Genomic DNA, 25,398 nt, shown 5'->3' with positions numbered 1-25,398 from the left:
GAGCGGCAACCAAGGCTCGCCGAAGCCGCCGTGCAGGGATTATCACGAGATAACAGCCGATAGTTGACAGCGCAGGAATAACTGTGTTTTCATCGCAAACATGATCACCGCGCAATTCTCCCTCTCGCTACGACTACTAGCCCGCTCCACCGGGCTTGGTCCGTTGCTGCGCGCGTGCATCGTCTGAATTTCCTCTGAAGCACCGCTGATTTTCCCCAGTTACGCCGATCTGAGCCCCGGTTCATCCAACCGGAGGTCGTAGCTTTTTTGCGCTCAAGCGTCGTCCGGTTGCCACTTTTCCGACAATCGAGACAACGCCATGTTGAACAACCCAGCTACCAAATACCGCGCCTTCACTCCGGTCAACATCCCTGACCGACAGTGGCCGAGCCGCACCATCACGCGTGCCCCGATCTGGATGAGCACCGACCTGCGCGACGGCAATCAGGCACTGTTCGAGCCGATGGACGCCCAGCGCAAGATGCGCATGTTCAAGACGCTCGTCGCGATTGGTTTCAAGGAAATCGAAGTCGCATTCCCGTCCGCCTCCGAGACCGATTTCAACTTCGTGCGCGAACTGATCGAAGGCGGTCACATTCCCGACGACGTCACCATCGAAGTCCTCACGCAAGCGCGTGACGATCTCATCGAACGCACGTTCGCAGCCCTCAAGGGCGCACCCCGCGCCATCGTTCACCTGTACAACGCCACCGCGCCGGAATTCCGCCGCATCGTCTTCAACCTCGATCAGCCGGGTGTGAAAGCGCTGGCCGTGGCTGCCGCCAAGACCATCAAGCGTTGCGCCGATGCCGCCCCCGATACGCGTTGGACGTTGCAATACAGCCCGGAGACGTTCACCGGTACCGAACTCGATTTCGCGAAGGAAGTCTGCGACGCGGTATTCGACGTATGGCAGCCGACGCCGGACCATAAGTGCATCGTCAATTTGCCCGCCACCGTTGAAATCGGCACGCCGAACTACTACGCCGACCAGATCGAGTGGATGCACCGCAACCTCAAGCATCGCGATTCGCTGATCCTCTCGGTTCACCCGCACAACGACCGTGGCACGGCGGTGGCCGCTGCCGAGTTGGCCGTGATGGCCGGGGCCGATCGTATCGAAGGGTGCTTGTTCGGCAACGGCGAGCGCACCGGTAACGTCGACCTCGTGACCCTCGCGTTGAACCTCTACACGCAAGGCGTGGACCCGGGCCTCGATTTCTCGAACATCAACGAAATTGCGCGTACGTCGGAAGAATGCACGCAACTGCCGGTGCACCCGCGTCACCCGTACGTTGGCGATCTCGTGTTCACCGCGTTCTCCGGCTCGCATCAGGACGCCATCAAGAAGGGCCTCGCCGCGCAAAAAGCGGACGCCTTCTGGGAAGTGCCGTACTTGCCGATCGACCCGAGCGACCTGGGCCGTACCTACGACTCGATCATTCGCGTGAATAGCCAGTCGGGTAAGGGCGGCATCGCTTATTTGCTCGAACAATCGTACGGCGTGCAAATGCCGCGCCGTCTGCAAGTCGACTTCAGTTCGGCCGTGCAGCGCTACACCGACGAGACCGGCGCCGAAGTCACGGCATCGCAAATCTGGCAGTTGTTCCAAAAGGAATACGTGGAAGCCGCCGCACCGGTCGCCTATGTGGGCCACTCGCTCTCGGAGCGCGACGGCCGTCAGCACATCGCGGTGACCATCGATATTCACGGTCAACGCACGACTGTCTCGGGTGCCGGTAACGGTCCGCTCGACGCGCTGATGAATGCCATGCGCACGCCGGTTCGTGTTCAGCACTACGAAGAACGTGCGCTGACCCAAGGGGCCGATGCCCGTGCCATCGCGATTGCGGAAATGGCAGGCGAGACGATCGTTGGCAGCGCGTTCGGCGTGGGCATCGATGTGAATCTCACGACGGCGTCGATCCGCGCGGTCATCAGCGGCATCAACCGTGCTTATGCCCGTAGCGAAGACGACGCGAAGGCAACGTTCTTCGACGCGGTGATGCGCGATGTCGCCAAAGCCGTCTGACGCGCGAAGTCACGCAGAACACACAGAAATCTCAGGCAGGCACTGAGGAGACACGTAGTTCGGAAGGGAATTTGAGGCAGACGTGTCGGGCGGCGCACTGATCGTGCGAGCCCGACACCGGCGCGGCGCGACGGCACTTACCCAGTGTCGTGCGACCGCCCCGGCCACAGAAAACAGGCGGAATGACGGGCTTGCCCGATTACACCGCCTCGATGGCGATAGCGATGCCTTGGCCGACCCCAATGCACATCGTACACAGCGCGAAGCGGCCACCCGAGCGCTTCAGTTGATACATCGCCGTCGTGACCAGACGTGCGCCGCTCATGCCGAGCGGATGGCCCAGCGCAATGGCGCCACCGTTCGGATTGACGCGCAGGTCGTCGTCAGCCACACCCAGCTGACGCAGTACGGCCAGGCCCTGGCTCGCAAACGCTTCGTTGAGTTCGATCACATCGAACTGATCGAGCGACATGCCGAGCCGCGCCAACAGTTTGATCGTTGCGGGAGCCGGACCGATGCCCATGATGCGCGGTGCTACGCCTGCCGTTGCCATGCCCAGAATCCGGGCGCGTGGCACGAGGCCAAAACGTGCCGCACTCGCCTCGTCTGCTAACAGCAGTGCGCAGGCGCCGTCGTTGACGCCAGAAGCGTTACCGGCGGTCACGGTCCCATCAGGGCGTACCACGCCCTTGAGTCTGGCAAGCGCTTCCATGCTGGTGGCACGCGGATGCTCGTCGCGATCCACCACAATCGCTTCACCCTTCTTCTGTGCGATCGACACCGACGTAATTTCTTCCGCCAGCGTGCCGTTCGCTTGTGCACGCGCGGCCTTCTCTTGCGAGCGCACCGCAAAGCGATCCTGATCTTCGCGGCTGATACCGAATTCCGTCGCCACGTTCTCGCCCGTCTCGGGCATCGAATCCACGCCGTATTGCGCTTTCATGAGCGGATTGACGAAGCGCCAGCCGATCGTCGTGTCGTAAATTTCCGCCTGACGCGAAAACGCGCTAGCTGCCTTGCCCATCACGAACGGCGCACGGCTCATGCTCTCGACACCGCCGGCAATCATCAAACCCGCTTCGCCCGCTTTGATCGCGCGCGCGGCGGTGCCGATGGCATCCATGCCCGAACCGCACAAGCGGTTGATCGTGGCACCCGGCACGTCCTGCGGCAGCCCGGCGAGCAACGCCGACATGCGGGCCACGTTGCGGTTGTCTTCACCCGCCTGATTTGCGCAGCCGTAAATCACGTCGTCGACTTGCGTCCAGTCCACGTTGGCATTGCGCGCCATCAGCGCTTTGAGGGGCACCGCGCCGAGATCGTCGGCACGCACCGACGAGAGGGCACCGCCGTAGCGGCCGATCGGGGTACGGATTGCGTCGCAGATAAAGACTTCACTCATTTGTCTACCTCACCGAATAGGGGGATTTCGAATTCGCGTCGAACAATGCAAATCGCCGGGAATCTCCCGGCGATGGTGTGCAATACAGGTATCAGGCGACGGCCGGCGACGGCAGTAGCGTCACACCGGTCAGGCGTTCCAGCTCGTCGAACGACAGGCCTTCGACCATGTCGCGCACGCGCAGCCCTTCAGGCGTCACGTCGATGACGGCCAGATCCGTGTAGATGCGCGTCACGCAGCCCACGCCCGTGAGCGGGTACGTGCAGGCGTCGACGATCTTGCTTTCGCCTTGCTTCGTTTGATGTTCCATCATCACGAACACTTGCTTGGCGCCGGTGGCCAGATCCATCGCGCCGCCCACAGCAGGGATGGCGTCGGGCGCACCCGTGTGCCAGTTGGCGAGGTCGCCCGTCTTCGAGACTTGGAAAGCACCCAGCACACAAAAGTCGAGGTGACCGCCGCGCATCATCGCGAACGAGTCGGCGTGGTGGAAGTAGGCGCCACCCGGTTTGAGCGTGACGGGTTGCTTGCCGGCGTTGATGAGGTCTTCATCCTCTTCACCCTTGGCGGGCGCCGGGCCCATCCCGATCACGCCATTCTCGCTTTGCAGAATGATTTCCTTCTCGGCAGGCAGGTGGTTGGCCACTGCGGTAGGCAAGCCGATGCCGAGGTTCACATAAGCGCCGTCGGGAATATCCTGGGCGACGCGGGCGGCCATTTGGTCGCGGGTCAGTCGGTTCATGTCGTAGCTCCGGAATAGGGGACGAGGGATCGTCAAGCGCGCGAGGTGCTGGGCACCGCGACGATACGTTGGACGAAGATGCCGGGCGTGACCACGGCTTCCGGATCGAGCTCGCCCAATTCCACGACTTCGCTCACCTGAACGATGGCGCACTTCGCGGCGGTCGCCATGATCGGGCCGAAGTTGCGGGCGGTCTTGCGATACACCAGATTGCCCCAGCGGTCGCCCTTGAGTGCCTTAATCAGCGCAAAGTCCGCATGAATCGGCGATTCGAGCACATACGGCTTGCCGTCGATCACGCGCGTTTCCTTACCTTCGGCGAGCAGCGTGCCGTAGCCCGTCGGCGTGAAGAAACCGCCGATCCCTGCGCCTGCGGCACGAATGCGCTCGGCCAGATTGCCCTGCGGCACCAGTTCCAGTTCGATTTTGCCCGCGCGGTAGAGCGCGTCGAACACCTGCGAGTCGGTTTGACGTGGGAACGAGCAAATGATCTTGCGCACGCGGCCCGCTTTGAGGAGCGCGGCCAGGCCCGTTTCGCCGTTGCCCGCGTTGTTGTTGACGATGGTCAGGTCGCGCGCGCCTTGTTCGATCAGCGCATCGATGAGCGCCGAGGGCATACCGGCGTTGCCAAAGCCGCCGATCATGATCGTGGCGCCGTCATGCACACCGGCGACCGCGCTGGCGAGCGAATCGTAAATCTTGTTGATCACACGTGCCTCCTGGGCAGTTCCATCGAACGGCTTGCGCTGCGCCCGGCGCAATGGCTGGGTGGGCTTGCCGTCCGTTTTGGGATGTCTCGTGGCGATGACGTCTTGTCCGGCGGCATCGTCTGGTTCACAATGTTCTTATAGCGAACAAATATTCGCTATAAGAACAGCGTAAGCCTTCCGTTGTCGTGCGTCAAGACAGGGGGGCGGGGCAGAGCCGTGGGGTGAGACGGTGCGTACCGGACGTTGGGCGCACGGTGGAACCGCTCGCGCAAATCCTTTACGCTTGCCGTCTGCGTGCGCGTGGTGCCGAGGTATCCGGCACACGGGCGCCAGCAGTCACCACAAAACTAGCCAATCTCCTGTCCATGACATCTGTGCCGAACGAATCCAGCGATCCGACCGAGAAGAAGCCGGGCGACTCATATGTGCAGTCGTTCGCGCGCGGGCTCGCGGTCGTCAAGGCGTTCAATGCCGCCCGTCCGGCGCAGACGCTCTCCGAAGTGGCGCAAGCGTCCGGCCTGACTCGCGCCGGTGCGCGGCGCATTCTGCTGACACTGGAAGCGCTGGGCTACGTCCGCAGCGAGGGGCGGTTGTTTCGCCTGACGCCGCGCATTCTCGATCTGGGCTTTTCGTATCTGACGTCGATGCCGCTGTGGAATCTGGCCGAGCCGTTCATGGAGGCGCTCGTCCAGCAGGTGCAGGAGAGCAGCTCGGCTTCGGTGCTCGATGGCGACGACATCGTCTATGTGCTGCGTGTGCCCGTGCGCAAGGTGATGTCGATCAACTTGTCGATCGGCAGCCGACTTCCGGCATGGTGCACGTCGATGGGCCGGGTGATGCTCTCGGCGTTGCCCGACGATGAACTCGACGCGGCATTACGCCGGGCCGACGTTCGTCAGCACACGCGCCGCACGCTCACGGATGTCGACGCGCTGCGCGAACGAATTCTGCAAGTGCGCGCGCAGGGTTGGGCGGTGGTCGATCAGGAGTTGGAGGAGGGCTTGATCTCGATTGCCGCGCCGATCCGGAATCGGGCAGGGCAGGTGATCGCCGCGATGAACGTTAGCGGTCAGGCAAACCGGACGTCGGCGGCCGAGATGGAGACGAAGTTTCTGGCGCCGCTGCAACAGGCGGCCCAGAAGATTTCGCAGATGGTGGTGGTGTAAGCCGAAGCCGGAACATCGCAATAACCCACGGGGCGTCGCCATGCGAACGCCCCCTGGGTTTTTCTGCGCGCTTTTTCAGTGCTGCGCTGCGCCGCCCAGTGCCCCGGCACGCGCCAACTGCATCGCAGAGAGCAACGTCTCGTGATCGCCGATCTGATTGGCGAGTAGCAGAATCAATTGCGCGTTCGCCGCTTGGCTCTGTGCGTCGTCGAGATCACGATGCATATCGATGAGCGCTTCGTAGAAGTCGTCGGGGCGCGTGAGGCGCGGTTGTGTGTCGAGTGCCATGGGGTGTCTCCTCCCGGCTGAATTCATGTGTGTCGTTGAGTCAGATCAGTGCTGCTGCGCTGCTGTCACGCTGCGCATGGCAGTTGCGCTTGCGTTGACACTGCGCGGCCCAGCGCTTGCTCGCGCGCCTGCGCAATCGCAGCCACATCGAGCGAACGCCAGCGTGCACAGACATGCTGATCCGGGCGAACCAGATAGACCGTGCCCGGCGTCGCGTCGTAACGCTGCGCGGCTAGTCCTTGCACGTCGTGCCAAACGTTTTCGTGATGTGTTTGTGTCACGTCATCGGTAACGAATACAGGCATTACCGGCACGCGGTCATTTGCCATCGCTTGCAAAGTCGCAAGCGCGGCCGTATCCAGCGACGATGGCGAGCCAAACACGAGTGCGACAAAACGTCCGTCCAAGCGCGGCAATAGCCAGCCGTCTTGCCCGTTGCGCGAGAGCGGCGCATCGAGGCAAGTGGCACCGGGCACCATGCGGCCCACGAACGTGTCGCGATCCGGCGTATTCAACGTCGATGTATGTAGTACCGCGGGCACCGACAGGCGGCCACTGTTCACCAACTGGCGAGCGAAGGCGTGATCGCGTGCCAGCGTAAGCACGGCGTCACGAAACACGCGCGACACCGGACTCTTTGGCGTGATGAAATCCGTGGCGCGCGTCGAATTGAGAATGTTTTCGTCGGCGGCAAACTCGCGCTCACGGGCATAGGTGTCGAGCAACGCATCGGGCGCACGATCGTCGAGCACCATCGCCAGTTTCCACGCGAGATTTTCTGCATCCTGCACGCCGCTGTTCGCGCCGCGCGCGCCGAACGGCGACACTCCGTGTGCCGAGTCTCCGGCAAACAGCACGTGGCCATGACGGAAGCTGTCCATGCGCAAGCAGGAGAACGTGTACACGCTCACCCACTCCAGCGTGAATTCGGCATCGGGTCCGAGCAACGCCTGCACGCGCGGAATCACACGCTCGGGCGTTTTTTCCGCTTCGGGGTCGGCATCCCAACCGAGTTGGAAGTCGATGCGCCAAACATTGTCCGGCTGACGATGCAGCAGCACCGACTGATTCGGATGGAACGGCGGATCGAACCAGAACCAGCGCTCTGCCGGAAAGTTCGCCGTCATCTTCACGTCGGCAATCAGGAAGCGATCTTTGAATGTACGGCCGTGACTGTCTACACCGATCAGCTTGCGCATCGGGCTGCGCGAACCGTCGGCAGCAACGACGTAACGCGCCGTCGTTTGATACGCGCCATCGGGCGTGTCGACGGTGAGCGTCACGCTGGCGTCGGGCGTGCCCGGTGTGCCGTGCTGCACGAGTCCCGACACTTTGTTCTTCCAGCGAATTTCGATGTTCGGCAACTCGCGCGCACGTTCGAACAGATAGCCTTCGACGTAGTACTGCTGCAAGTTGATGAACGCGGGGCGATGGTGTCCGGCGTCCGGCAACAGATCGAAGTTGTAGACCTCCTGGTCGCGCAGGAACACGCGGCCCACATTCCAGCAAACCCCTTTTTGCACCATGCGCTCGCCGCAACCGAGGCGGTCGAAGATATCGAGCGTGCGCTTGGCGAAACAGATGGCGCGCGAACCGGTCGAGAGCGTGCAGTCGTCGTCGAGCACGATCACGCGCACGCCTTGGTGCGCGAGATCGATGGCCGTCGCGAGGCCGACCGGGCCTGCGCCAACGACGATGACCGGATGCGGCGTCTGCGCGCTCACGTGGGATTCGGGCACTGCGCTCGACTGTTCCGCACACGGCTGGTAATCGAACGTCAGGCGCTGGTAATCGATGCTGCTCATGCAATGTCTCCGTCGCCGGTGCCTCGCTCGCGTCTTATGCGCAAGGCGGGCACCGTTTTTACTTCTGCTCTACGTTTGCACGGATGCGGACGCCAGCCCGCATCTGAGGCGGGGTCAGTCCTGCAACGCGGCCCACATTTCCTTGTCGCGCTGTGCCGTCCAGATACGCGGATGCGAAATGCCGCTCGCCTCGTCGAAGGCGCGCGTCACGTCGAACGGCAGGCAGTGTTCGTAGATGAACACGTGGCCGAACTTCGGATCCATCTGGCTGCGCGTGAGCGCCATGGCGCCCTTCAGATCGAGCTTCTGTTCGACGGCTTGCTTGCCCGCTTCGAACAGCGTCGTCACGAAGTCTTTCGTATAGGCGAGACCCTTGGCAACGTCGGCGGGCGTGGTGAGCGCAGGGCCGCGGCCCGGCACGAGCTTCTCGGCGCCGAGTGCGCCAAGCGCGTCGAGCGTGGCCGGCCACTCGGCCAGTTGCGCGTCGCCGGTGTAGCAAGCGGCGTCGTACTCGACCAGATCGCCCGAGAACAGCACTTTTTCCTTAGGCAGCCACACCACCGTGTCGCCCTTCGTGTGTCCCGAGCCCAGATGCGCAATCTTCACTTCGAGCTTGCCGAGGAAGAGCGTCATTTCTTTTTCGAACACGAGCGTCGGCCACGTCAGGCCGGGCACCGTTTCGACACCCGCGAACAGACGCGGGAAGCGTTCGATCTCCGACTTCATGTCGGCTTCGCCGCGCTCCTGAATCATTTCGTACGTGCCGCGGCTCGCGATGATTTGCTGCGCGCCTTCGGCGAAGTAGGCCGACGCGCCCAGCACACGCACCGCGTGGTAATGCGAGAGCACGACGTACTTGATCGGCTTGTCGGTGATGGTGCGGATCTTGGCGATGAGGTCCTGCGCCATGGCGGGCGTGGCCGTCGTGTCGACGATCATGACGCCGTCGTCGCCGATGATGACGCCCGAGTTCGGGTCGCCTTCGGCCGTGTAGGCCCAGGCGCTCTCCGACAGTTGGGTGAAGGTGACCTTCTTCGCTTCCAGGTCGGCTTGCGAGGCGAATGCTTTAGCCATGCTTGTCTCTCTCGTATCTCGTCTGTGGGGAGGAATCGACAGCCGGTGGCAGGTCGCATGTCTTGAAAAAAGCATGCTCTGCCGGCCGATCGGCGTCAGGTGAGGCCATCTTACGAAATGGCCTGAATATTTGTCAATGACAAATATGGTTGTTATTTGCTAATGTTGCGTCGTGTCCGATTGATACGGCTTACGGCCTCCGGGAGAACCCTGAGACGGCGGTTTTCGGGGACATCGCGGCGACTTGTTTAGAAACTAGGCCACTTTTTCTTCGGGAGTCCGCTCCCGTCTCTGCATGAATCGAATTCCAAAGGGCGGCGTCCGCGAAGACGTCACTGGTGCCGAGCACAGCGCCGACGATGGCGGCCAGCCTGCGCGGGTTTCGCGCGGGGTGCAAAGCGTCGACGTTGCTGCGCGCGTGTTGCAAGCGCTCGCCCAAGCGCGTCGGCCGCTCGCCCCAGGCGATCTCGCGGCACTGGCCGGACTGCCGCCCGCCCAAGCGCATCCGTATCTGGTGAGTCTTACGCGGCTTGGTCTGCTCAAGCGCGACCCGATGTCGGGCAGCTATGCGCCGGGCCCGATGCTGCTGCGTCTCGCGTTGCTCCATCTGGAGAACGACCCGGCGTATCGCGCCGCCGTGCCGCGCGTGGTCGCGCTCGCGAGAGAGACGGGGTACTGCGTGGCTATTTGCACCCCGGCATCGCAAGGCCCGCTCGTCGTGCATTTCGAGCGTGCGGCGTTTCCGCTGCATGTGAACTTGCACGTCGGCTCGGTCATGTCGCTCACCACGACGTCGACCGGCCGCGCGTTCTGCGCCTTTACGCCGCAAGCCGAATGGCCGCAGGCGTGGCTCGAACAACTGCCAACCCATGAAGATGAACAACAGCATTTCGCCGCGTTGCTCGACGAAACACGCACGCAAGGCATGGCGCGCAGCGTGAACATGCCTAGCCCGTCGGTCAGCAGCTTGTGTGCACCAGTCTTCGATGCGAGCGGGCGGTTGCGGCTCACGCTCACCGCTATCGGGCCGACGGCGGCACTCGATGTGGATTGGCAGGGAAGCGCAGCGCGCGCCTTGCGGGACACGGCGAGCGCAGTCGCTCAGCAGGTGAACGAGGAGACGGCATGACGGACGTCAACAAGGGCGGCAGGAAGGACGGCACCGGCACGCCATCGAAACCGCAGCGCGGCATTCAAGCATTGGAGAGCACGGGCGCTTTGCTCGAAGCGCTGGTCGCGGCTGCACGTCCACTGCCACTCAACGGTTTGGCACGCGACGCGGGGATGGCCGCGGCGAAGGCGCACCCTCATCTGGTGAGTCTCCAACGCGCAGGCCTGCTCTCGCGCGACGCGAGCGGCAACTTCGAAGCCGGTGCGCTCAGTCTTGAGTTGGGGCTGATGGCGCTGCAACGCCTGTCGCCGACTGGCGAAGCGGAACCCGAGATACTGGCGCTCGCCGAAGCCACGGGACTGTCGGCCGCGATGGCGGTGCTTGGCCCCGTGGGACCCACGGTGGTCCGGCTGGAAGAAGCGATGCGCCCGCAACACGTGAGCTTGCGCATCGGTACAGTGCTCTCGCTCGTGAACACGGCCATCGGACGGACGTTCGCGGCCTTCCTGCCTGCCGCCGTACTCGACGGCATGCTGGCACAGGAGAGCGTGCGCATGGCTGGGCTGGGCGCGGACGGTCGTGTCGCAAAGCCGCCGAAAGATTACACGGCGCGGCTTGCCGACATTCGCACGCATCGGCTCGATACGGCGTTGAGCAATCCGGTGCCCGGCATCGATACGGTGGCGGTGCCGGTGTTCGATCACACGGGCGAGGTAACGCTGGTGCTGGCGGTGATGGGCTCGTCGGGCAGTTTCGACACGACGCCGGACGGTGCCCCCGCGCGTGCGCTGCTGGCCGCAGCGCATCGCTTGTCGTGGCGGTTTGGCGCCGTTGGCCGACTGCCGGATGATGCGATGCCGGGCGACGCCGAATAGGTTGGGCGATGTCATAACGGCAAGGTAAGATGAGCGCCAACGCCATCCATGTCATTCCGACACACCGCCGCCATGACTCGCATGCCCGTCGAATCCCGTGGGAGCGCTGCCACGCTGGCGCTGATCCTTTCGCTTGCGGCGTTGCTCGGCGCCTGTGCGTCGCCGCCGCAACAACAGCCGGGTCCGGCGCAGCCGCCTGAGTCGGCGGCCCATGTCGACGGCATGCCCGCCGACTGGACGCTGGTCTCGACCGTCATTGTGAGTCGCCATGGCGTGCGGTCTCCGACACATGCCCATCCCCCGCTAGATAAGATCAGTCCCGACGCATGGCCGGGCTGGGCCGTACCCGCCGGGTATCTGACCGCGCGCGGCGGCTCGCTCGCCGAGCGCATGGGCCGTTACTACGGCGATTGGCTGCGCGCCCGTCGTGTCCTGCCCGAGAACACGTGCCCGGCACCAGCCACGGTCTATGGCTGGGCGGACATCGATCAACGCACGCGCGAGACCGGCAATGCGTTGTTGCAGGGCATCGCACCCGGCTGCGACATGCGCACGGCCCATCAAACCGATCTCACCACTTACGACGCTGTGTTCCATCCGGTGGCCGCAGGTGACTGCCCGCTCGACCCGGGGGCGGCGCGCGGTGCGATTGAAGCGCGTCTCGCGCCGGACGGTGTCTCTGGTCTGAACAAACGTTATGCAGCCACGCTGGCTCGCATGAATGAAGTGCTCAACTATTCGCGCAGCCCGGCATGTGGTGCGCAAGGCGGCTGCAAGCTCGAAGACGTGCCGACGCGCCTACGCGTCGAAGGCGACGGGAGCGGCGTGACGCTGCGGGGCGCGCTCGGCAGTGCGGCCTCGGCATCCGAAGTGTTCTTGCTGCAATACGGCGAAGGCTTCCCCGACAACGACGTGGCATGGGGACGCATTCGCGACGAAAACGACTGGGCACGTTTGCTCGAAGCCCATAACGCGCAGCGCGACTTGCTCGACCGCACCCCCTATCTGGCCGCGACCAACGGCACACCGCTGCTTGCCGTCGTACTCGATGCGCTGACCCGCTCGGCCGCCGACGCCGGGGCACCGCCCCCCGCACCGGTCCGCGGCCCGGTATTGCCCGTGGGCAACCGGGTGTACGTGCTGACTGGCCACGACACCAATGTGGCCAATCTGGCGGGCATGCTCAAGCTCGACTGGCAACTCGCCGATCAGCCGGACAACACCCCGCCGGACGGCGCGTTGGTGTTCTCGCTCTGGCGCAACCCGGCAGGCGAGCCGTTCGTGCGTGTCGAGTTCGTCTATCAATCGATGCATCAGATGCGGCACCTCACGGCGCTCTCGCTCGACGAGCCCGCCAAGCGCATCGCGCTGCCGATGGCCGACTGCACCGATGGCCCGGATGGCCGGTCTTGTCGCTGGCCGGCCTTCGCCCAGAAGGCAAAAGCGGCGCTCTCTCCGGCGTGCTTGGAAGCCGTACGGTAAATCACCCAAAATAAGTGACCGCTTTCTGAGCGTCATTCCGAATGGGGTAGTGTCAACTACCTCTTTGGAGTCCCGCTATGCAAGACCACATCCAGACCCTGCTCGCCCATCTTGAAGGGGAAGGCTTCTTGGCGCACCTCGACGAAGACGGCGACATCGCCTTCAAGCGTGAGGGGTTTCAATACGTGCTGTGTTTCGACGAGAGTGATCCGGGTTACGGCAAGCTGCTGCTGCCCAACGTCTACGAGATCGAAACGCAAGACGAACTGCATCGCGCGCACATTGCCATGGACGAGATCAACCGCCAGATGAAAGTGGTGAAGATCTATACCGTGCGCGATCGCGTGTGGCTCACCGTGGAGTTGTGGTTCGAAGATCAGACGTGCTGGTGCCCGTTGCTCGTGCGCGCGATGCGTGCGCTCAGTCATGCGTTGATGAAGTTTGCCGAGGCGGTCAACACCAGTGCGCCGGAGCCAGCGCCCGCGCGGCGCTTGAACGCGTAACGGCGGTGTCGCAGGCACGCCACGCGCGCAAGGGATCGTAAAATTCGCGCCCCGCCACGGCGGCTAAACTCACGTAGAATTCGCGGCTGGACTACGTGAGCCCGCATGAAACGCGACGATATCGAAAACGAAGAACTCACGCGCCTGTTGCGCAAGTTCGGCCAACCGGGGGACGGCAGTGTTGCCGTCAAGATGGCCCATCGCGAGTTTTACAACCGCATGGCCGGGGCGCTCGACCGGCAGGCCCTGCAAGCTACCGGCTTCAACGACGACCTCGCCCGCCAGACCGTTCAGGAGGCGTGGTGCCGGATCGTGACGGGCGCGCAGGACTACGATCCGTCGCGCGCCTCCGTCAAGACCTGGGTCAACATGATCACGCGGTACTGCGCGCTCGACGTGCTGCGCGTGCACTACAAACATTCCCGCTTCACCGATGACGGTGCAAAGGTACTCGACGACGTACCGGACGCCGCGGACGACCCGGACGACATTGCCTGCGAGTGGCCGAGTGCCGCCGACGGCATTTACGGCGATCAGATCCAGAGCGCTGTGCAAAAGTGTCTCGAGGCGCTGCCCGCCGGCACGAATCCCAACTACCGTTTGGCGATGGAACTGGCGCTCGACGAAGACCTCTCGTATGCCGACATGACCGTGGAGTTGCAGCGTACGCTGCCACCGGATGTGTTCATCAACGCCGAGCAGGTGCGCGGCTGGGTCAAGAAGGCGCGTGAGCGCATGCGCGGATGTGTCTCGCGCAAGTTGGGCCTGACAGCGGCCGCGGCAGGACGTGCCAGCGCTTCGAAGGAGATGGGCGAGTGACGTACGACCAAAAGCACGACGACAAGCACGACGAACTGGAACGCTTCCGCTCACTGGCGTTCTTCTACGCATGCGGGAAGCTCGACGACGAAGCGCGGGCATGGATGGATCAACAGCTCGCGGCGCATCCCGACTGGCAAGCTATCGTCGCTGAGGAGCGCGAGTTCGCCAGCGCGACCCGCGAAGCCATCGAAACGAGCTATGCCGAACGTGCGCCGCTGGTGGCGTTCGACGATCTGCCTGACGCGACGACGATTGCCGTGCGAGCAACACCCAAGGGCGAGGCGAGCGCGGCTAAGCGTAAGCCCACCACGCTAACCGAGCGCTTGCGCGCCTGGTGGCGAGCGCCCGTAGGTCGGGGCTGGGCGTTCGCTTCGGTGGCGGCGCTGGCGCTGCTCGCCGGACTGCAAACGATGCGTCTGGCCGGGCTGGAAAAGCTCGCGGTGCCGACCGAGAGCGCGAGCACGATGCGTGGCGGCGGTGCCTCGCCCGCACCGGGTGTGCCGTTATTGCAGGTGATCTTTGTCGAGTCGACGACCATCGCGCAAATTCGCAAGACACTGGGCGACCTGCAACTCGACGTCGTACGCGGGCCGGACGAGGACGGCATGCTCTGGCTGGCCGTACCGGCAGGCGATCCCAAGAAGGCGTTGGCCGATCTCAAGGCAACGGGCCTGATCGTCTATGGCGACGTCGCGAGCGACGGCAAATAGCACGGATAGCGGGCAACACACCGTGTCGATGACGGGGACTTCGGTCCCCGTTTTTCATTTTTGCGACGGCTTCAAAAAAATCTGAAAAAAGTCGTCCGGTTTTCCGTCCGGACTCCGAATAGGGGAGTAACTGCTGCGACGCACGCCACCGACCAACGGGGATGTGAGCCGGTCAGCGGAGCTACCCACGCCGAGAAGGCGACCTAATTGCGGAGAAACGACATGAAGCAACGTGGAAAGATTTTGCGCGACACGAGCGCCGGCCCCGGTCTGGTGATGATCGGCTCCCGCCAGCATCCGTTCGATCTGGAGGGCGTGTGGCAATCGTCGCAAGCCCCGGCGGTGAACATGACGGTCGAGGCGCTGCTCGACGACGCGGGCAAGGTGGTCATGTTGAACGTGATCTCCGAGAGCCAGTTGGCACGCGAGGCGGCCGACGATGCGATGGCGGCCGTGAAGCAGAAGGGCAACGCGCTCGTCGCCCGTTTCGGGGCCCGTACGTTGGGCGCGATGGCGCTGCTGGCCGTCGGCTGGTTCATGCTCAACGTGCTGTCGGTGCAGGTCTCGGCGAACTATCGCGTGGGCATCTCGTTCTGGAAGTTGCTGGGGCTTATCAACGCGCCGGGCGGGGTGATTAACGCGCTCGGTAGCAACGGCGGCAGCGCGGGTCTGTACGGGCTGGTGGCGGTGCTGGCATTGATCGCGCCGCTCGCCCCCTATGTCTTGAAGGATCGCCGCGCGCATCTCGCCAATCTGTTGCCGCTGGTCTTCATGGTGGCGATTGCCCTCGCCATCTACCTGAACATCAGCGACGGCCTGTCGCAAGCGCAGTCGGCGGCATCGATGTTCGGCGGTCGCGATGCGGGACGCATGGCCTCGGACTTTGCCTCGCAGATGGTGCGTGAAGCGCTCAAAGCGATCTCGCTGGGCTTCGGTGCCTACCTCTCGCTCATCGTCAGCGTGTATCTCGCAGGGATCGGCCTGCGTGGCTACCTCGCGCAACGCTAATTCAACGCTAATCGACGACACCCCAACAACACCTCATCAGGATTCGACTGCCATGAACACGCTCAACCCACTGATTTCGTCCTCCGCTCCCGCTAAGCGCCTGTTGATCGCAACGCTCATCGCCACCAGTGCCATGGGACTGGCCGCATGCGGCAACAAGGGCGGCGATGCCCAGCCCGAGAAAGCTGCCGCCGCCCCGGCCAATCTCAACGATGTGAAGTCGCCGCAGGCCGCGCAGCAACTGCAAAAGCAGATGGTGCAGGACAGCCTGCCGAAGGGTGACCCCGCTACGCCCGACGCCAGCTACATTGAACTGAACAGCGGCAATCAATTGATGTTCTCGTATCTGGCGCTGGCCGATCTGCCGGTCGACTACGATCAGGTGGCGCGTCGCATGTCGCGCGACTACGCGAATTCGAACGACGAGTTTCGCAAGCACGACCTGCTCGAAGCGCTCAAGCCGAAGATCGAGGCGTCGGTGGCGCAAGCGAAGGCACAGCGTTACTTTCGCATGACGATCACCAACGGCATTCGTCAGTACGCGTTCGACAAAAAGGCGTTCCCGCTGGACAGTTCGCTCTCGGAGACCGGCTCGTACCGCTACTTCCTCGACAACGGTGAGTACCGTCTGAGCTTTACCAATGGCGACCGTTTCCGCGATCTGAGCGTGCAAGACGAGAACGCGGCGCGCAAGATCGAGTCGATGCGCGCTCGCGGGGACACGCCGAATCTGGTGGTCTACGGGTTCACGCAGTCGGCGGATATCGCGAACAAAGCCGTGAGTGCACAGATCGTGAAGGTGGCGCTGGTGGACCGTCAGGGCAACGTGCTGGCGTCGCAGTAATTACTCGCCCAGCTCGAGCTTCATGCCTTCGTGGGTGGCATGAAAGCCGAGACTTTCGTAAAAACGCCGTGCATCGTCACGGCGTTTGTCCGTGGTGAGTTGCACGAGCGTGCAACCAGCGGCGCGAGCCCGCGCGAACACCTGCTCGAAAAACCAGCGTCCGACGCCCTGCCCGCGACAGGCGCTCGAGACGCGCACGCCTTCGAGCAGCGCGCGGGTGCGTCCGCGCCGCGACAACCCTGCGATGACAGTGAACTGCATCACGGCGAGCAACTGCCCATCGCGCTCGACGACCAGATATTCATTGCCGCCTTGCGCCACCATCGCGTCGAAGGCGCGCTCGTAGATCGGCAAATCTTGCGGATCGGTACTCTCGCGCGACGTTCCGAGTACGTCGTCGGCCAGTAACGCAATGATCGCAGGCAAGTCTTCACGTGTGGCGCTGCGCACCTTGGCGGTGGCGAGGAAATCGTTCATGGCGTGAGTCCAGAGGGTTGGGCGCTCGTCAGCTTACTCCCCGCGATGAAAACGCTCCATACAAGTCCATGATCGCGTCGTGGCTTTCTTCTAATTTACTTCGTGAGCGAAATAAAATACGACATATACTTCGCGTACGAAATAAATCAAAGACGCATTCAATGGCGCGCCCACCAGCGGCTGCGCGCCGAGGAGCAGTGGCATGTCATCGCTTGCTTTGGAAATCCCGGCACTAGACGGTTACTCGCTAGGCGCCCACGCATGGTATCCGCCGACACTGCCTGCGCGCGGCGTGGTGCTAATCCATCCTGCGACAGCGGTCCCGGAACGCTTGTATTTCGCTTTCGCGCAATACGTGGCGCAACGAGGTCTGATTGCCATCACGTACAGCTATCGCGGCATCGACGGCTCTCGTCCATCGACCTTGCGCGGATTTGCCGCCCGCATGCGCGACTGGGCTGATCTCGATGTGGAAGGTGTCACCCGGTGGGTCCACGAGCAATACCCGTCGCTGCCGCTCTACGCCGTCGGTCACAGCTTTGGCGGGCACGCGCTCGGACTTTGCGAAAGCACGAATTTGCTGCAAGCGGCGGTGCAAATTGCGTCTCACGCGGGATCGATGCGCGTGGTGACGAATCGCCGTGAGCGCGCACGCATCACATGCCTGATGCATTGGGTGGCGCCGCCCCTCGCGCGCGCATTGGGTTATATGCCGGGCAAGCGACTGGGCATCGGCGAGGATCTGCCCGTTGGGGTGTTCCTGGAGTGGAGCGGATGGACGCGACTCGCCAACTACTTTTTCGACGATCCGACATTGCACGCCGAGTCACGATTTGCGCGCGTGCGCACGCCGATTCTCGCGATGGGGTTCGACGACGATCTGTGGGCAACGCCTATCGGCATCGACATGCTCGTGTCGCGCCTGAGTCATGCGCCAGTGGTGCGCTGCACCATTGAAGCGAGTCGTTCGGATACCGGAACGATCGGCCATATGGGATACTTTCGCCAGCGTGCCGGCGCATTCCTGTGGCCCGAAACTGTCGACTGGTTACTGTCGACAGGCGAGGCGAATCAAGCAGCGAGAACAGGAATAGCGGGGCAGGGCGTGCCGGCGTGTACCAACGCATCGGCGCCATTCTCATCGGCCTCTCCTCACCTAGCCTGAATGCCCAAAGCGAAACCAGCTGCTGCCAAGACCTCACTTCGCACTTCACAAAAATCTACCGAGCCCGTCGAGGCGCTCGATCGCCGGTTGCTGTTCCTGCTCAATGTCGGACAACGTCACGTGCAACGCTGGATCGATATGCGTGCGGATGACAGCGCTGGCGTGAGTGCGGCGCAGGCCGGTGTGCTTTTTTATCTACTGCATCACGACGATGCGTTGGTCGGGGAAGTCGGTACGGCGTTGCACCTGTCGCCCTCGTCGATGACCGGGCTGGCGAATCGCATGGTGAACGCGGGCTTGCTCACTCGCCACGCCGATGCCATCGACGGACGTGCCACACGGCTTAGCGTGACGGCTGCCGGTCACAAGGCCATCGCTCGCGCTCGCGACGTGTTGGCCGAACTCAACGCGCGTTTGCACGCCGACTTCAGCGAAGCCGAACTCAAGGTCGTTGCGCGCTGGCTGGGCAATCTGCAAACGCAGTTCCCGACCGACGAATAACGACGGTCAGTTGACTTCAAAGCGAAGCGAAACGGCCCCGCTTAGTGAATGGCAAGCGCGTTCGATTGTCCGTTGGCGACGCCCGCGGCGACGTTCACACCGATGTTGCCCGAGGCCCCCATCAGTGCGCGATCGCCAAGCGAGGCATTCGGCGCGGCGTTGACGGTCGCGGCATGACGAATATCCTGACGCGTGTTCACCATCACATTCGACGCGCTGGCGAGCACCAGTTGATTCGACTGCGCGTTCGCGGCGCCTGCGGCGACGTTCACGCCGAAGTTACCGTGTGCATTGCGCAGCGCATCGGCGCCGAGCGTGGCCACCGCTGCGCCAGAAAACACGGCGTCGCTGGTGACACTTTGGCGAGTGGAAATCTGCGTAACGTTGGCAGTCGTGCCGGTGGTATCCGCAGGTGGGGCCGCGAGGGCCGGTGCGCTGACGACAGACAAGGCAGGCAGGGTAGTCAGCGCGAAAGCGCACAGCAAAGCAGGACGCAACATGTCGTTATTCCCCAGAGCATCCGACGGGACGGATATCTGGTTATCGGCACCTGAGGTGCTCGGGTTGAATGATCTTCCATAAGTTGTGCGCACACGCCGGGCTATTGTTGTTTTGCCCCTGCACCGACGCGTGACCCATCTTCGGAAAACGACTGGCAATCCCGCGACAGCCGCGGCGCGATTCTCGCATGACAACGCGCGAGCGCGCTGCCATGCAAAGCTGTTTAGCAGCATGAAGCTTCGTTGAACTAGCGCAGTCTTGACGCGCGTGATTACGCCGGTTCCCCCGCGCCGTTCGCCAATCCCGGTGCTTTGTTTTGCGACGTGCCGGCAGCTTGCTGTTGCACCGTCGCCGATTTGCTGTGGTCGATGAGCAACACGGCGATGACAGCGATGACGGCGGGAATGGCGATTGCCATAAAGTTTTGCTGCAACGGCAGCGACATGCCGACCAGTACCCCGATCACAATCGGCGCAAGAATCGCCCCGCTGCGCCCAACACCCGACGCCCAGCCGATACCGGTGCCGCGCGCCGCCATCGGATAGAACTGCCCTGCATAGGCGTACGTCACGATCTGCGTGCCGATGGTCGATGCACCCGCCAAACCGACAAGGATGAACAACACCGGCGTCGGCACTTTCACACCCAGCAGCGTGATCGACACAGCGGCGAGCGCGTACATGCCGACGAGCACGTATTTGATGTTGAAGCGATCGGCCAGCCAGCCGCCGCCAATCGCACCGAGCATCGCGCCGAAGTTCAGCACCAAGACGAACGTGAGCGCCGAGCCGAGGCTGTATCCGGCACTCGCCATGAGCTTTGCCAGCCACGAGCTAAGCGCATACACCATGAACAGGCACATGAAGAACGCGACCCACAGCATCGCGGTGCTAAAGCCACGCCCGTCCTGAAACAGGCGCGAGAGCGGTGCGGCGGATTTACGATCGGCAGCAGGCAACGCGAACTGATCGCCAGCTTGTGCAACATACGCGGGCGAGAGCCGCGCGAGCACTTGCTTGAGCGTATCGATACGGCCGGTCTTGATGAGGAACGGCATCGATTCCGGCAGCGCACGCATGGCGAACGGCACCAGCAGCGCCGGCAGCCCGGCGGCAAGGAACACCGACTGCCAGCCGTACGATTCGATGAGTCCCTTGCCGAGCAACGCGGCGAGCATGCCACCGACCGAGTAGCCCGAGAACATCAGCGTGACGAGCGTGCCGCGCAACTTGCGCGGCGAGTATTCCGTCATCTGCGCGACCACGATCGGCATCACGCCGCCAATGCCGACGCCTGCGAAGAACCGCGTCACCGAGAAACTGATCGGCTCATGGGTGAACCCCGCCGCCGCCGTAAAGAGCGAGAACATCAGCACGCAAATCGCAATGGCCTTGCGCCGCCCGATGCTGTCCGCAACCATGCCCATCACGATGGCGCCGAACATCATGCCGAACAGCGCCGCGCTGACCATGAACCCGGCGCTGGTGGCGTCCACACCCATCGCTTTCATGATCGAGGGCAGAGCGATGCCCGCGACTGCCAAGTCGTAACCGTCGAAGATGATGATGAGCGCGCACCAGACCAGAATGCGGCCGTGATAGCCGTTGAAGCGGGCTTCGTCGGCGAGATGATGTACGTCGATATGTCGCATGCGGGTGTCTCCATAACAAAACGCCCCCCGTCGAAGTGCGGGGAGTCTTTCGGGATGTCTTTGACCGACGCAAGCGGCACCTGGCCGAGCTTCACCGGCGCTGCCCGCAAACCACAACAGGCGTCCGCCAATGAAGCAAACCACCGTTCCTCGTCGTGGAAGGTGGTCATTTATGCAATATTGTGCATGCAGTAAACGCGAAAAGTCACACGTCTGCAAGCCATATATTGCCGTTTAAGGGTTTTACATGACGGAACATTGCACTTAAGTGCATGTTTAATCGGCGGGCGGGGAGGGGTGGCGACCGGCCTGAAGGCCGGTCGCGGCAGTGCACGCGCGTCTCGTGGAGACGCGAAGACGGCTTACTGCTTAGCCACCGAGAACGGCGGCAGTTGGTAGCTCCACGTCTCGCTCACGGCCTTGCCGCCAGAGACGAGTGCAGCGCGCAGTTCGGTGACCTTGGCCGGATCCTTCACCATCACGCGCAGGTTCAGGCGCATGCCGCGCGTGACCGGGTTCGGTTGCAGTGTCTGCTCGATGATCGTCGCGTTGTCGCTCACGCTCACCTGCGGTGTGACCGCACCCGCAGGCAGCGTCGCGAGCGGGCCACCGTCGAAGTCCACCACAAGGCCCGTGCTGCCGTCGAAATGACGAATCAGGTTGGCCTGCGTAATTTCACCGGCCGTGCGCAGCGTCTGCTTCACCCATGCCACGTTGCGATCGATGATGCCGCGCTCGTTCATCGTCCAGTGGATGGTGTAGTCGGCTTGCAGTGGCTGGCCTTTGGGCGGCAACTGATCGGGCGTCCAGAACGCGACGATGTTGTCGTTGGTTTCATCGGCGGTCGGAATTTCCACCAGTTCGACGTGACCCTTGCCCCAGTCGCCTTGCGGCTCGATCCACGCGCTCGGGCGCAGGTCGTAACGATCTTTCAGGTCTTCGTATTGCGAGAAATCGCGTCCGCGCTGGAGCAGACCGAAGCCGCGCGGGTTGGTGACCTGAAACTGGCTGAGGGCAAGGTGGCGCGGGTTGTTGAGCGGGCGCCAGATCCATTCGCCGTTACCGGCGTGAATGGCCAGCCCGTTCGAATCGTGCAACGCCGGACGGAAGTTATACGGATCGCGCTGCTGATTCGGGCCGAACAGGAACATGCTCGTGAGCGGTGCAATGCCGAGCTTGGTGACCGGCCCGCGCATGAACACGCGCGCTTGCACTTTGAGCACCGAGTCTTCACCGGGCGACAGTTCGAAGCGATAGGCCCCGGTAGCGCTTTGCGAGTCGAGCAATGCGTAGAACACCAGACGCTTCTCTTCCCCCGTGGGGCGCACGATCCAGAACTCGCGGAAAGCCGGGAATTCTTCGGCCACTGGCAAGCCGGTGTTGATCGCCAGACCGCGGGCGGAGAGCCCGTAGACCTGTCCTTTGCCAATCACGCGGAAATAGCTCGCACCGAGCACGCTCATGATTTCGTCGAGCTTGCCGGGTTCATTGATCGGGTAAAGCACGCGAAAGCCCGCGTAGCCGAGGTTATGCGTGGCGCTGCGGTCGAGCTTTAGGTCGCCGAAATCGAAACGGCTGCTGTCGTACTTGATCTCGCTGACCTTATCGGTGCCATTGCTCCCGACGATCTCATTGATCTTCACCGGCGTGCTGAACTGCATGCCCTGGTGATAGAAGCCCAACCGGAACGGTGTGGGCTGGTCTTTCCACTCGAAGTTCTCGCGCTTGGGCTGGATTTTGATGTAGTCGCCGAACTGCATCTGCGCGAAGGCGGGCGTGAGGTTGCTCTTCGGCGCGGCGTAGGGCGTATCGGCCAGCGTTTTGGCGCGGGCGGTGACGTCATCGAGGGAGAAGGCGTGCGCCTGCGCCGCTGAAACGAGCGCGGCGGCAGCCGCCAGGGCAGGTACCAGCGCTAGCGCGCGTTGGCGCCAAGACACGGCAGGGGAAAACAAAAACACATGGCTCTCCGAGAGTTGGGGGAGGCACCGGGAAGCGCGGCACCGGCCTTACAGCACTAGAGAATCAAAATCTTTCAAAAAGTGCCAATTGTGGCAAAGTATCGCACTTCGCGTTGCGCTCTTGGGCCATTTCCCACGATGTGCAACACCAGCCGATACGACGAGGAGCACAGCCGGACATCGCTTCACCGTTTCCGTTCGCTCTTCGCGCCTCATTGGAATGCCGACCTGATGCGAATCTTTTCCGCACTGGCCCTTGCGGCCAGTCTCGTGGTGGCACCGGCCTTCGCCGATGCCCCTGTCGCCTCGCAAAACAGTGGCAATGCGGACCGAGTCCCCGCTGCGATGCCGTCCCCCGCCGCCAAGCAAGCCTTCATCGACGACCTGATCGGGCGCATGACGCTCGACGAGAAGATCGGCCAATTGCGCCTCATCAGCATTGGCGGGGACATGCCGCAGGCGCAGCTCATCAAAGAGATTGCCGCGGGTCGCGTGGGCGGCACGTTCAACTCGGTCACGCGCGAAGACAACCGCCCGTTGCAGGATGCCGCCGTTAAACAAAGCCGTCTGAAGATCCCTATCTTCTTCGCCTACGACATCGTGCACGGACATCGCACTGTGTTCCCGATCAGTCTGGGGCTGGCTTCCAGCTGGGACATGTCGGTGGTCAAACAAGCCGCCCGCGTGGCCGCCGTCGAAGCGAGTGCCGATGGACTGGACGCCACCTTCGCGCCGATGGTCGATATCTCGCGTGATCCGCGCTGGGGCCGCACGTCGGAAGGCTTCGGCGAAGATCCGTATCTGGTCTCGCAATGCGCGCGTGCAAGCGTGCAGGGCTTTCAGGGCACGTCGCCTGCCAACGCCGATAGCCTGATGGCCTTCGTGAAGCACTTCGCGCTTTACGGTGCGGTCGAAGGCGGACGTGACTACAACGTGGTCGATATGAGCCTGATGCGCATGTATCAGGACTATCTGCCGCCGTATCGCGCCGGTCTCGATGCCGGTGCTGGCGGCGTGATGATCGCGCTCAACTCGATCAATGGCACCCCGGCCACGTCGAACAAATGGCTGCTGCGCGATCTGCTGCGCGATGCGTGGGGCTTCAAGGGCGTGACGGTGAGCGATCACGGCGCGATTGAAGAGCTCATGCGTCATGGCGTGGCGAAAGACGGCCGCGAAGCGGCGAAGCTCGCCATCGAAGCCGGTGTCGACATGAGCATGGCCGACGTGCAGTACCTCAAGCAGTTGCCCGATCTCGTGAAGTCGGGCGACGTGCCGATGCGCGACATCGATAGCGCCGTGCGTGAAGTGCTTGGCGCGAAGTACGACATGGGACTGTTTGCCGATCCGTATCGTCGCATCGGCGACGCCGCGCACGATCCGAAGGATGTGAATGCGCCAGAGCGACTGCATCGTGACGCGGCCCGCGATGCGGCGCGCAAGTCCATCGTGCTGCTGGAAAACCAGCACGACACGTTGCCGCTGCGTAAGTCGGGCAACGTTGCCGTGATCGGCCCGCTGGCCGATGCAAAGATCGACATCATGGGCAGTTGGTCGGCGGCGGGTAAGGCCGATCAGGCGGTCACGCTGCTTCAGGGGGTGCGCGATGCACTCGGCGCGAACGCACAAGTCACCTACGCGCGCGGTGCCAATATCACCGACGACAAGCGTGTGGTCGACTATCTCAACTTCCTCGATTGGGATAACCCGGAAGTCGTGCAAGACAAACGCACGCCGCAGCAGATGATCGACGAAGCGGTGCAAGTTGCACGCGGTGCCGATACGCTGATCGTAGCCGTCGGCGAGTCGCGTGGCATGTCGCACGAAGCGTCGAGCCGCACGAGCCTGTCGCTGCCGGGCAGCCAATTGGCGCTGTTGCAGGCGCTCAAGGCGACGGGAAAACCGCTGGTGGTGGTGCTGATGAACGGCCGTCCGCTCGATCTGAACTGGCCCAAGGCGAATGCCGATGCCATGCTCGAGACTTGGTACACGGGGACGGAAGGCGGTCACGCGATTGCCGATGTGCTGTTCGGCGATTACAACCCGTCGGGCAAGCTGCCCATCTCGTTCCCGCGCTCGATCGGCCAGATTCCGACGTACTACAACCAGTTGCGCATTGGCCGACCGTTCACGCCGGGCAAGCCCGCTAACTACACGTCGCAATACTTCGAAGAGGACTCCGGTCCGCTGTACGCCTTCGGTTACGGCCTGAGCTACACCACCTTCGATGTATCGACGGTGAAGCTCTCGGCGAAGACGCTCGCCCCGGGGAACAAGCTCGATGCCAGCGTTACCGTGCGCAACACAGGCAAGCGCGCAGGCGAGACCGTCGTGCAGTTGTATTTGCAGGATGTCGCCGCGTCGGTGGTGCGTCCGGTGAAGGAACTGAAGGGCTTCCAGAAGGTGACGTTGAAGCCGGGCGAGTCACGCACAGTGCACTTCGCGATCGACGAGAGCCTGCTCAAGTTCTACAACGCGAAACTGCAATACGCGGCGGAGCCGGGTGACTTCAACGTGCAGATCGGTCTCGATTCGCAGAACGTGAAGCAGGCGACGTTCGTGCTTCAGTAA

The 25,398-nt window shown here is 62.9% G+C and carries 23 protein-coding genes; 13 read left to right on the top strand and 10 right to left on the bottom strand.

Annotation, left to right across the window (positions count from 1 at the left end):
• The first annotated feature begins 319 nt into the window (after nt 1-319).
• A complete protein-coding gene (gene leuA, locus ACPWR9_RS01345; protein WP_426312519.1) occupies nt 320-2,032 on the top strand; it encodes a 2-isopropylmalate synthase in 1,713 nt (570 codons plus the stop codon).
• A gap of 199 nt (nt 2,033-2,231) precedes the next feature.
• Here leuA and pcaF read toward each other — a convergent pair whose 3' ends face one another.
• From pcaF to ACPWR9_RS01330, 3 genes are all read right to left on the bottom strand, one after another.
• Nucleotides 2,232-3,434 (bottom strand): 3-oxoadipyl-CoA thiolase, encoded by a 1,203-nt coding sequence (gene pcaF / locus ACPWR9_RS01340; RefSeq protein ID WP_426312518.1) that lies wholly within the window; start codon nt 3,432-3,434, stop codon nt 2,232-2,234.
• 91 nt (nt 3,435-3,525) lie between these two features.
• Nucleotides 3,526-4,176 carry a 3-oxoacid CoA-transferase subunit B gene (locus ACPWR9_RS01335; RefSeq protein ID WP_426312517.1) on the bottom strand — a complete coding sequence of 217 codons (651 nt, stop codon included), beginning with the start codon at nt 4,174-4,176 and terminating at the stop codon, nt 3,526-3,528.
• 32 nt (nt 4,177-4,208) lie between these two features.
• Nucleotides 4,209-4,886 carry a 3-oxoacid CoA-transferase subunit A gene (locus ACPWR9_RS01330; RefSeq protein WP_426312516.1) on the bottom strand — a complete coding sequence of 226 codons (678 nt, stop codon included), beginning with the start codon at nt 4,884-4,886 and terminating at the stop codon, nt 4,209-4,211.
• A gap of 365 nt (nt 4,887-5,251) precedes the next feature.
• On the opposite strand from ACPWR9_RS01330, the gene ACPWR9_RS01325 reads away from it, so the two are divergent.
• On the top strand, nt 5,252-6,052 hold the full coding sequence (locus tag ACPWR9_RS01325) for an IclR family transcriptional regulator (RefSeq protein ID WP_426312515.1): 801 nt from the start codon (nt 5,252-5,254) through the stop codon (nt 6,050-6,052).
• Nucleotides 6,053-6,127: 75 nt separating this feature from the next.
• Here the strand turns inward: ACPWR9_RS01325 and ACPWR9_RS01320 are convergent, their stop codons facing one another.
• The 3 genes from ACPWR9_RS01320 to ACPWR9_RS01310 form a co-directional block, all read right to left on the bottom strand.
• A complete protein-coding gene (locus ACPWR9_RS01320) occupies nt 6,128-6,340 on the bottom strand; it encodes a DUF2783 domain-containing protein (RefSeq protein WP_426312514.1) in 213 nt (70 codons plus the stop codon).
• A gap of 65 nt (nt 6,341-6,405) precedes the next feature.
• Nucleotides 6,406-8,145: an FAD-dependent oxidoreductase gene (locus ACPWR9_RS01315; RefSeq protein ID WP_426312513.1), complete on the bottom strand. Its 1,740-nt coding sequence runs from the start codon at nt 8,143-8,145 to the stop codon at nt 6,406-6,408.
• A gap of 114 nt (nt 8,146-8,259) precedes the next feature.
• Nucleotides 8,260-9,219, bottom strand: a complete 960-nt coding sequence (locus ACPWR9_RS01310) for an MBL fold metallo-hydrolase (RefSeq protein WP_426312512.1) — start codon at nt 9,217-9,219, stop codon at nt 8,260-8,262.
• Between the two features lie 295 nt (nt 9,220-9,514).
• On the opposite strand from ACPWR9_RS01310, the gene ACPWR9_RS01305 reads away from it, so the two are divergent.
• The 8 genes from ACPWR9_RS01305 (at nt 9,515) to ACPWR9_RS01270 (ending at nt 16,574) form a co-directional block, all read left to right on the top strand.
• Nucleotides 9,515-10,348, top strand: coding sequence for an IclR family transcriptional regulator (locus ACPWR9_RS01305; protein ID WP_426312511.1), 834 nt, complete (start codon nt 9,515-9,517; stop codon nt 10,346-10,348).
• Nucleotides 10,345-11,205 (top strand): IclR family transcriptional regulator, encoded by an 861-nt coding sequence (locus tag ACPWR9_RS01300; RefSeq protein ID WP_426312509.1) that lies wholly within the window; start codon nt 10,345-10,347, stop codon nt 11,203-11,205. The genes ACPWR9_RS01305 and ACPWR9_RS01300 overlap by 4 nt, the downstream gene beginning before the upstream one ends.
• Nucleotides 11,206-11,277: 72 nt before the next feature.
• Nucleotides 11,278-12,687: a histidine-type phosphatase gene (locus ACPWR9_RS01295; protein ID WP_426312508.1), complete on the top strand. Its 1,410-nt coding sequence runs from the start codon at nt 11,278-11,280 to the stop codon at nt 12,685-12,687.
• Nucleotides 12,688-12,764: 77 nt separating this feature from the next.
• A complete protein-coding gene (locus ACPWR9_RS01290) occupies nt 12,765-13,190 on the top strand; it encodes a T3SS (YopN, CesT) and YbjN peptide-binding chaperone 1 (protein WP_426312507.1) in 426 nt (141 codons plus the stop codon).
• Between the two features lie 105 nt (nt 13,191-13,295).
• Nucleotides 13,296-14,009, top strand: a complete 714-nt coding sequence (locus ACPWR9_RS01285; protein WP_426312505.1) for an RNA polymerase sigma factor — start codon at nt 13,296-13,298, stop codon at nt 14,007-14,009.
• Nucleotides 14,006-14,722: a hypothetical protein gene (locus ACPWR9_RS01280; protein ID WP_426330708.1), complete on the top strand. Its 717-nt coding sequence runs from the start codon at nt 14,006-14,008 to the stop codon at nt 14,720-14,722. The genes ACPWR9_RS01285 and ACPWR9_RS01280 overlap by 4 nt, the downstream gene beginning before the upstream one ends.
• A 222-nt stretch (nt 14,723-14,944) precedes the next feature.
• Complete coding sequence (locus ACPWR9_RS01275) at nt 14,945-15,730, top strand: hypothetical protein (RefSeq protein ID WP_426312502.1); 786 nt, start codon at nt 14,945-14,947, stop codon at nt 15,728-15,730.
• 52 nt (nt 15,731-15,782) lie between these two features.
• Nucleotides 15,783-16,574, top strand: coding sequence for a DUF4852 domain-containing protein (locus tag ACPWR9_RS01270; RefSeq protein ID WP_426312501.1), 792 nt, complete (start codon nt 15,783-15,785; stop codon nt 16,572-16,574).
• On the opposite strand, the gene ACPWR9_RS01265 is transcribed toward ACPWR9_RS01270, so the two are convergent.
• Nucleotides 16,575-17,051 carry a GNAT family N-acetyltransferase gene (locus ACPWR9_RS01265; RefSeq protein ID WP_426312500.1) on the bottom strand — a complete coding sequence of 159 codons (477 nt, stop codon included), beginning with the start codon at nt 17,049-17,051 and terminating at the stop codon, nt 16,575-16,577.
• Between the two features lie 202 nt (nt 17,052-17,253).
• Between ACPWR9_RS01265 and ACPWR9_RS01260 the strand changes: the two genes are divergently transcribed.
• On the top strand, nt 17,254-18,216 hold the full coding sequence (locus tag ACPWR9_RS01260; RefSeq protein WP_426312499.1) for an alpha/beta hydrolase: 963 nt from the start codon (nt 17,254-17,256) through the stop codon (nt 18,214-18,216).
• Between the two features lie 138 nt (nt 18,217-18,354).
• Nucleotides 18,355-18,717: a MarR family winged helix-turn-helix transcriptional regulator gene (locus ACPWR9_RS01255; RefSeq protein ID WP_426312857.1), complete on the top strand. Its 363-nt coding sequence runs from the start codon at nt 18,355-18,357 to the stop codon at nt 18,715-18,717.
• 41 nt (nt 18,718-18,758) lie between these two features.
• Here ACPWR9_RS01255 and ACPWR9_RS01250 read toward each other — a convergent pair whose 3' ends face one another.
• The 3 genes from ACPWR9_RS01250 to ACPWR9_RS01240 all read right to left on the bottom strand — a co-directional run bounded on the left by ACPWR9_RS01250 (nt 18,759) and on the right by ACPWR9_RS01240 (nt 22,827).
• Nucleotides 18,759-19,217: a hypothetical protein gene (locus ACPWR9_RS01250; protein WP_426312498.1), complete on the bottom strand. Its 459-nt coding sequence runs from the start codon at nt 19,215-19,217 to the stop codon at nt 18,759-18,761.
• A gap of 272 nt (nt 19,218-19,489) precedes the next feature.
• Nucleotides 19,490-20,869, bottom strand: coding sequence for an MFS transporter (locus ACPWR9_RS01245; RefSeq protein WP_426312497.1), 1,380 nt, complete (start codon nt 20,867-20,869; stop codon nt 19,490-19,492).
• 362 nt (nt 20,870-21,231) lie between these two features.
• The gene (locus ACPWR9_RS01240) at nt 21,232-22,827 is read right to left on the bottom strand and encodes a glucan biosynthesis protein G (RefSeq protein WP_426312496.1); all 1,596 of its coding nucleotides are present in this window, start codon (nt 22,825-22,827) and stop codon (nt 21,232-21,234) included.
• A 231-nt stretch (nt 22,828-23,058) separates the two neighbouring features.
• Between ACPWR9_RS01240 and bglX the strand changes: the two genes are divergently transcribed.
• Nucleotides 23,059-25,398: a beta-glucosidase BglX gene (gene bglX, locus ACPWR9_RS01235; protein WP_426312495.1), complete on the top strand. Its 2,340-nt coding sequence runs from the start codon at nt 23,059-23,061 to the stop codon at nt 25,396-25,398.

It is taken from the genome of Pandoraea pneumonica (assembly GCF_049918595.1).
Classification (GTDB): domain Bacteria; phylum Pseudomonadota; class Gammaproteobacteria; order Burkholderiales; family Burkholderiaceae; genus Pandoraea; species Pandoraea pneumonica_A.
This window is presented reverse-complemented; position numbering and strand designations above follow the sequence as displayed.

What these genes read in the sequence shown, in the direction of transcription:
- leuA (WP_426312519.1), top strand. Translation starts at nt 320, where the DNA reads ATGTTGAACAACCCAGCTACCAAATACCGCGCCTTCACTCCGGTCAAC.
- pcaF (WP_426312518.1), bottom strand. Translation starts at nt 3,434, where the DNA reads ATGAGTGAAGTCTTTATCTGCGACGCAATCCGTACCCCGATCGGCCGC.
- ACPWR9_RS01335 (WP_426312517.1), bottom strand. Translation starts at nt 4,176, where the DNA reads ATGAACCGACTGACCCGCGACCAAATGGCCGCCCGCGTCGCCCAGGAT.
- ACPWR9_RS01325 (WP_426312515.1), top strand. Translation starts at nt 5,252, where the DNA reads ATGACATCTGTGCCGAACGAATCCAGCGATCCGACCGAGAAGAAGCCG.
- ACPWR9_RS01320 (WP_426312514.1), bottom strand. Translation starts at nt 6,340, where the DNA reads ATGGCACTCGACACACAACCGCGCCTCACGCGCCCCGACGACTTCTAC.
- ACPWR9_RS01315 (WP_426312513.1), bottom strand. Translation starts at nt 8,145, where the DNA reads ATGAGCAGCATCGATTACCAGCGCCTGACGTTCGATTACCAGCCGTGT.
- ACPWR9_RS01310 (WP_426312512.1), bottom strand. Translation starts at nt 9,219, where the DNA reads ATGGCTAAAGCATTCGCCTCGCAAGCCGACCTGGAAGCGAAGAAGGTC.
- ACPWR9_RS01305 (WP_426312511.1), top strand. Translation starts at nt 9,515, where the DNA reads ATGAATCGAATTCCAAAGGGCGGCGTCCGCGAAGACGTCACTGGTGCC.
- ACPWR9_RS01300 (WP_426312509.1), top strand. Translation starts at nt 10,345, where the DNA reads ATGACGGACGTCAACAAGGGCGGCAGGAAGGACGGCACCGGCACGCCA.
- ACPWR9_RS01295 (WP_426312508.1), top strand. Translation starts at nt 11,278, where the DNA reads ATGACTCGCATGCCCGTCGAATCCCGTGGGAGCGCTGCCACGCTGGCG.
- ACPWR9_RS01290 (WP_426312507.1), top strand. Translation starts at nt 12,765, where the DNA reads ATGCAAGACCACATCCAGACCCTGCTCGCCCATCTTGAAGGGGAAGGC.
- ACPWR9_RS01285 (WP_426312505.1), top strand. Translation starts at nt 13,296, where the DNA reads ATGAAACGCGACGATATCGAAAACGAAGAACTCACGCGCCTGTTGCGC.
- ACPWR9_RS01275 (WP_426312502.1), top strand. Translation starts at nt 14,945, where the DNA reads ATGAAGCAACGTGGAAAGATTTTGCGCGACACGAGCGCCGGCCCCGGT.
- ACPWR9_RS01270 (WP_426312501.1), top strand. Translation starts at nt 15,783, where the DNA reads ATGAACACGCTCAACCCACTGATTTCGTCCTCCGCTCCCGCTAAGCGC.
- ACPWR9_RS01265 (WP_426312500.1), bottom strand. Translation starts at nt 17,051, where the DNA reads ATGAACGATTTCCTCGCCACCGCCAAGGTGCGCAGCGCCACACGTGAA.
- ACPWR9_RS01260 (WP_426312499.1), top strand. Translation starts at nt 17,254, where the DNA reads ATGTCATCGCTTGCTTTGGAAATCCCGGCACTAGACGGTTACTCGCTA.
- ACPWR9_RS01255 (WP_426312857.1), top strand. Translation starts at nt 18,355, where the DNA reads ATGCGTGCGGATGACAGCGCTGGCGTGAGTGCGGCGCAGGCCGGTGTG.
- ACPWR9_RS01250 (WP_426312498.1), bottom strand. Translation starts at nt 19,217, where the DNA reads ATGTTGCGTCCTGCTTTGCTGTGCGCTTTCGCGCTGACTACCCTGCCT.
- ACPWR9_RS01245 (WP_426312497.1), bottom strand. Translation starts at nt 20,869, where the DNA reads ATGCGACATATCGACGTACATCATCTCGCCGACGAAGCCCGCTTCAAC.
- bglX (WP_426312495.1), top strand. Translation starts at nt 23,059, where the DNA reads ATGCGAATCTTTTCCGCACTGGCCCTTGCGGCCAGTCTCGTGGTGGCA.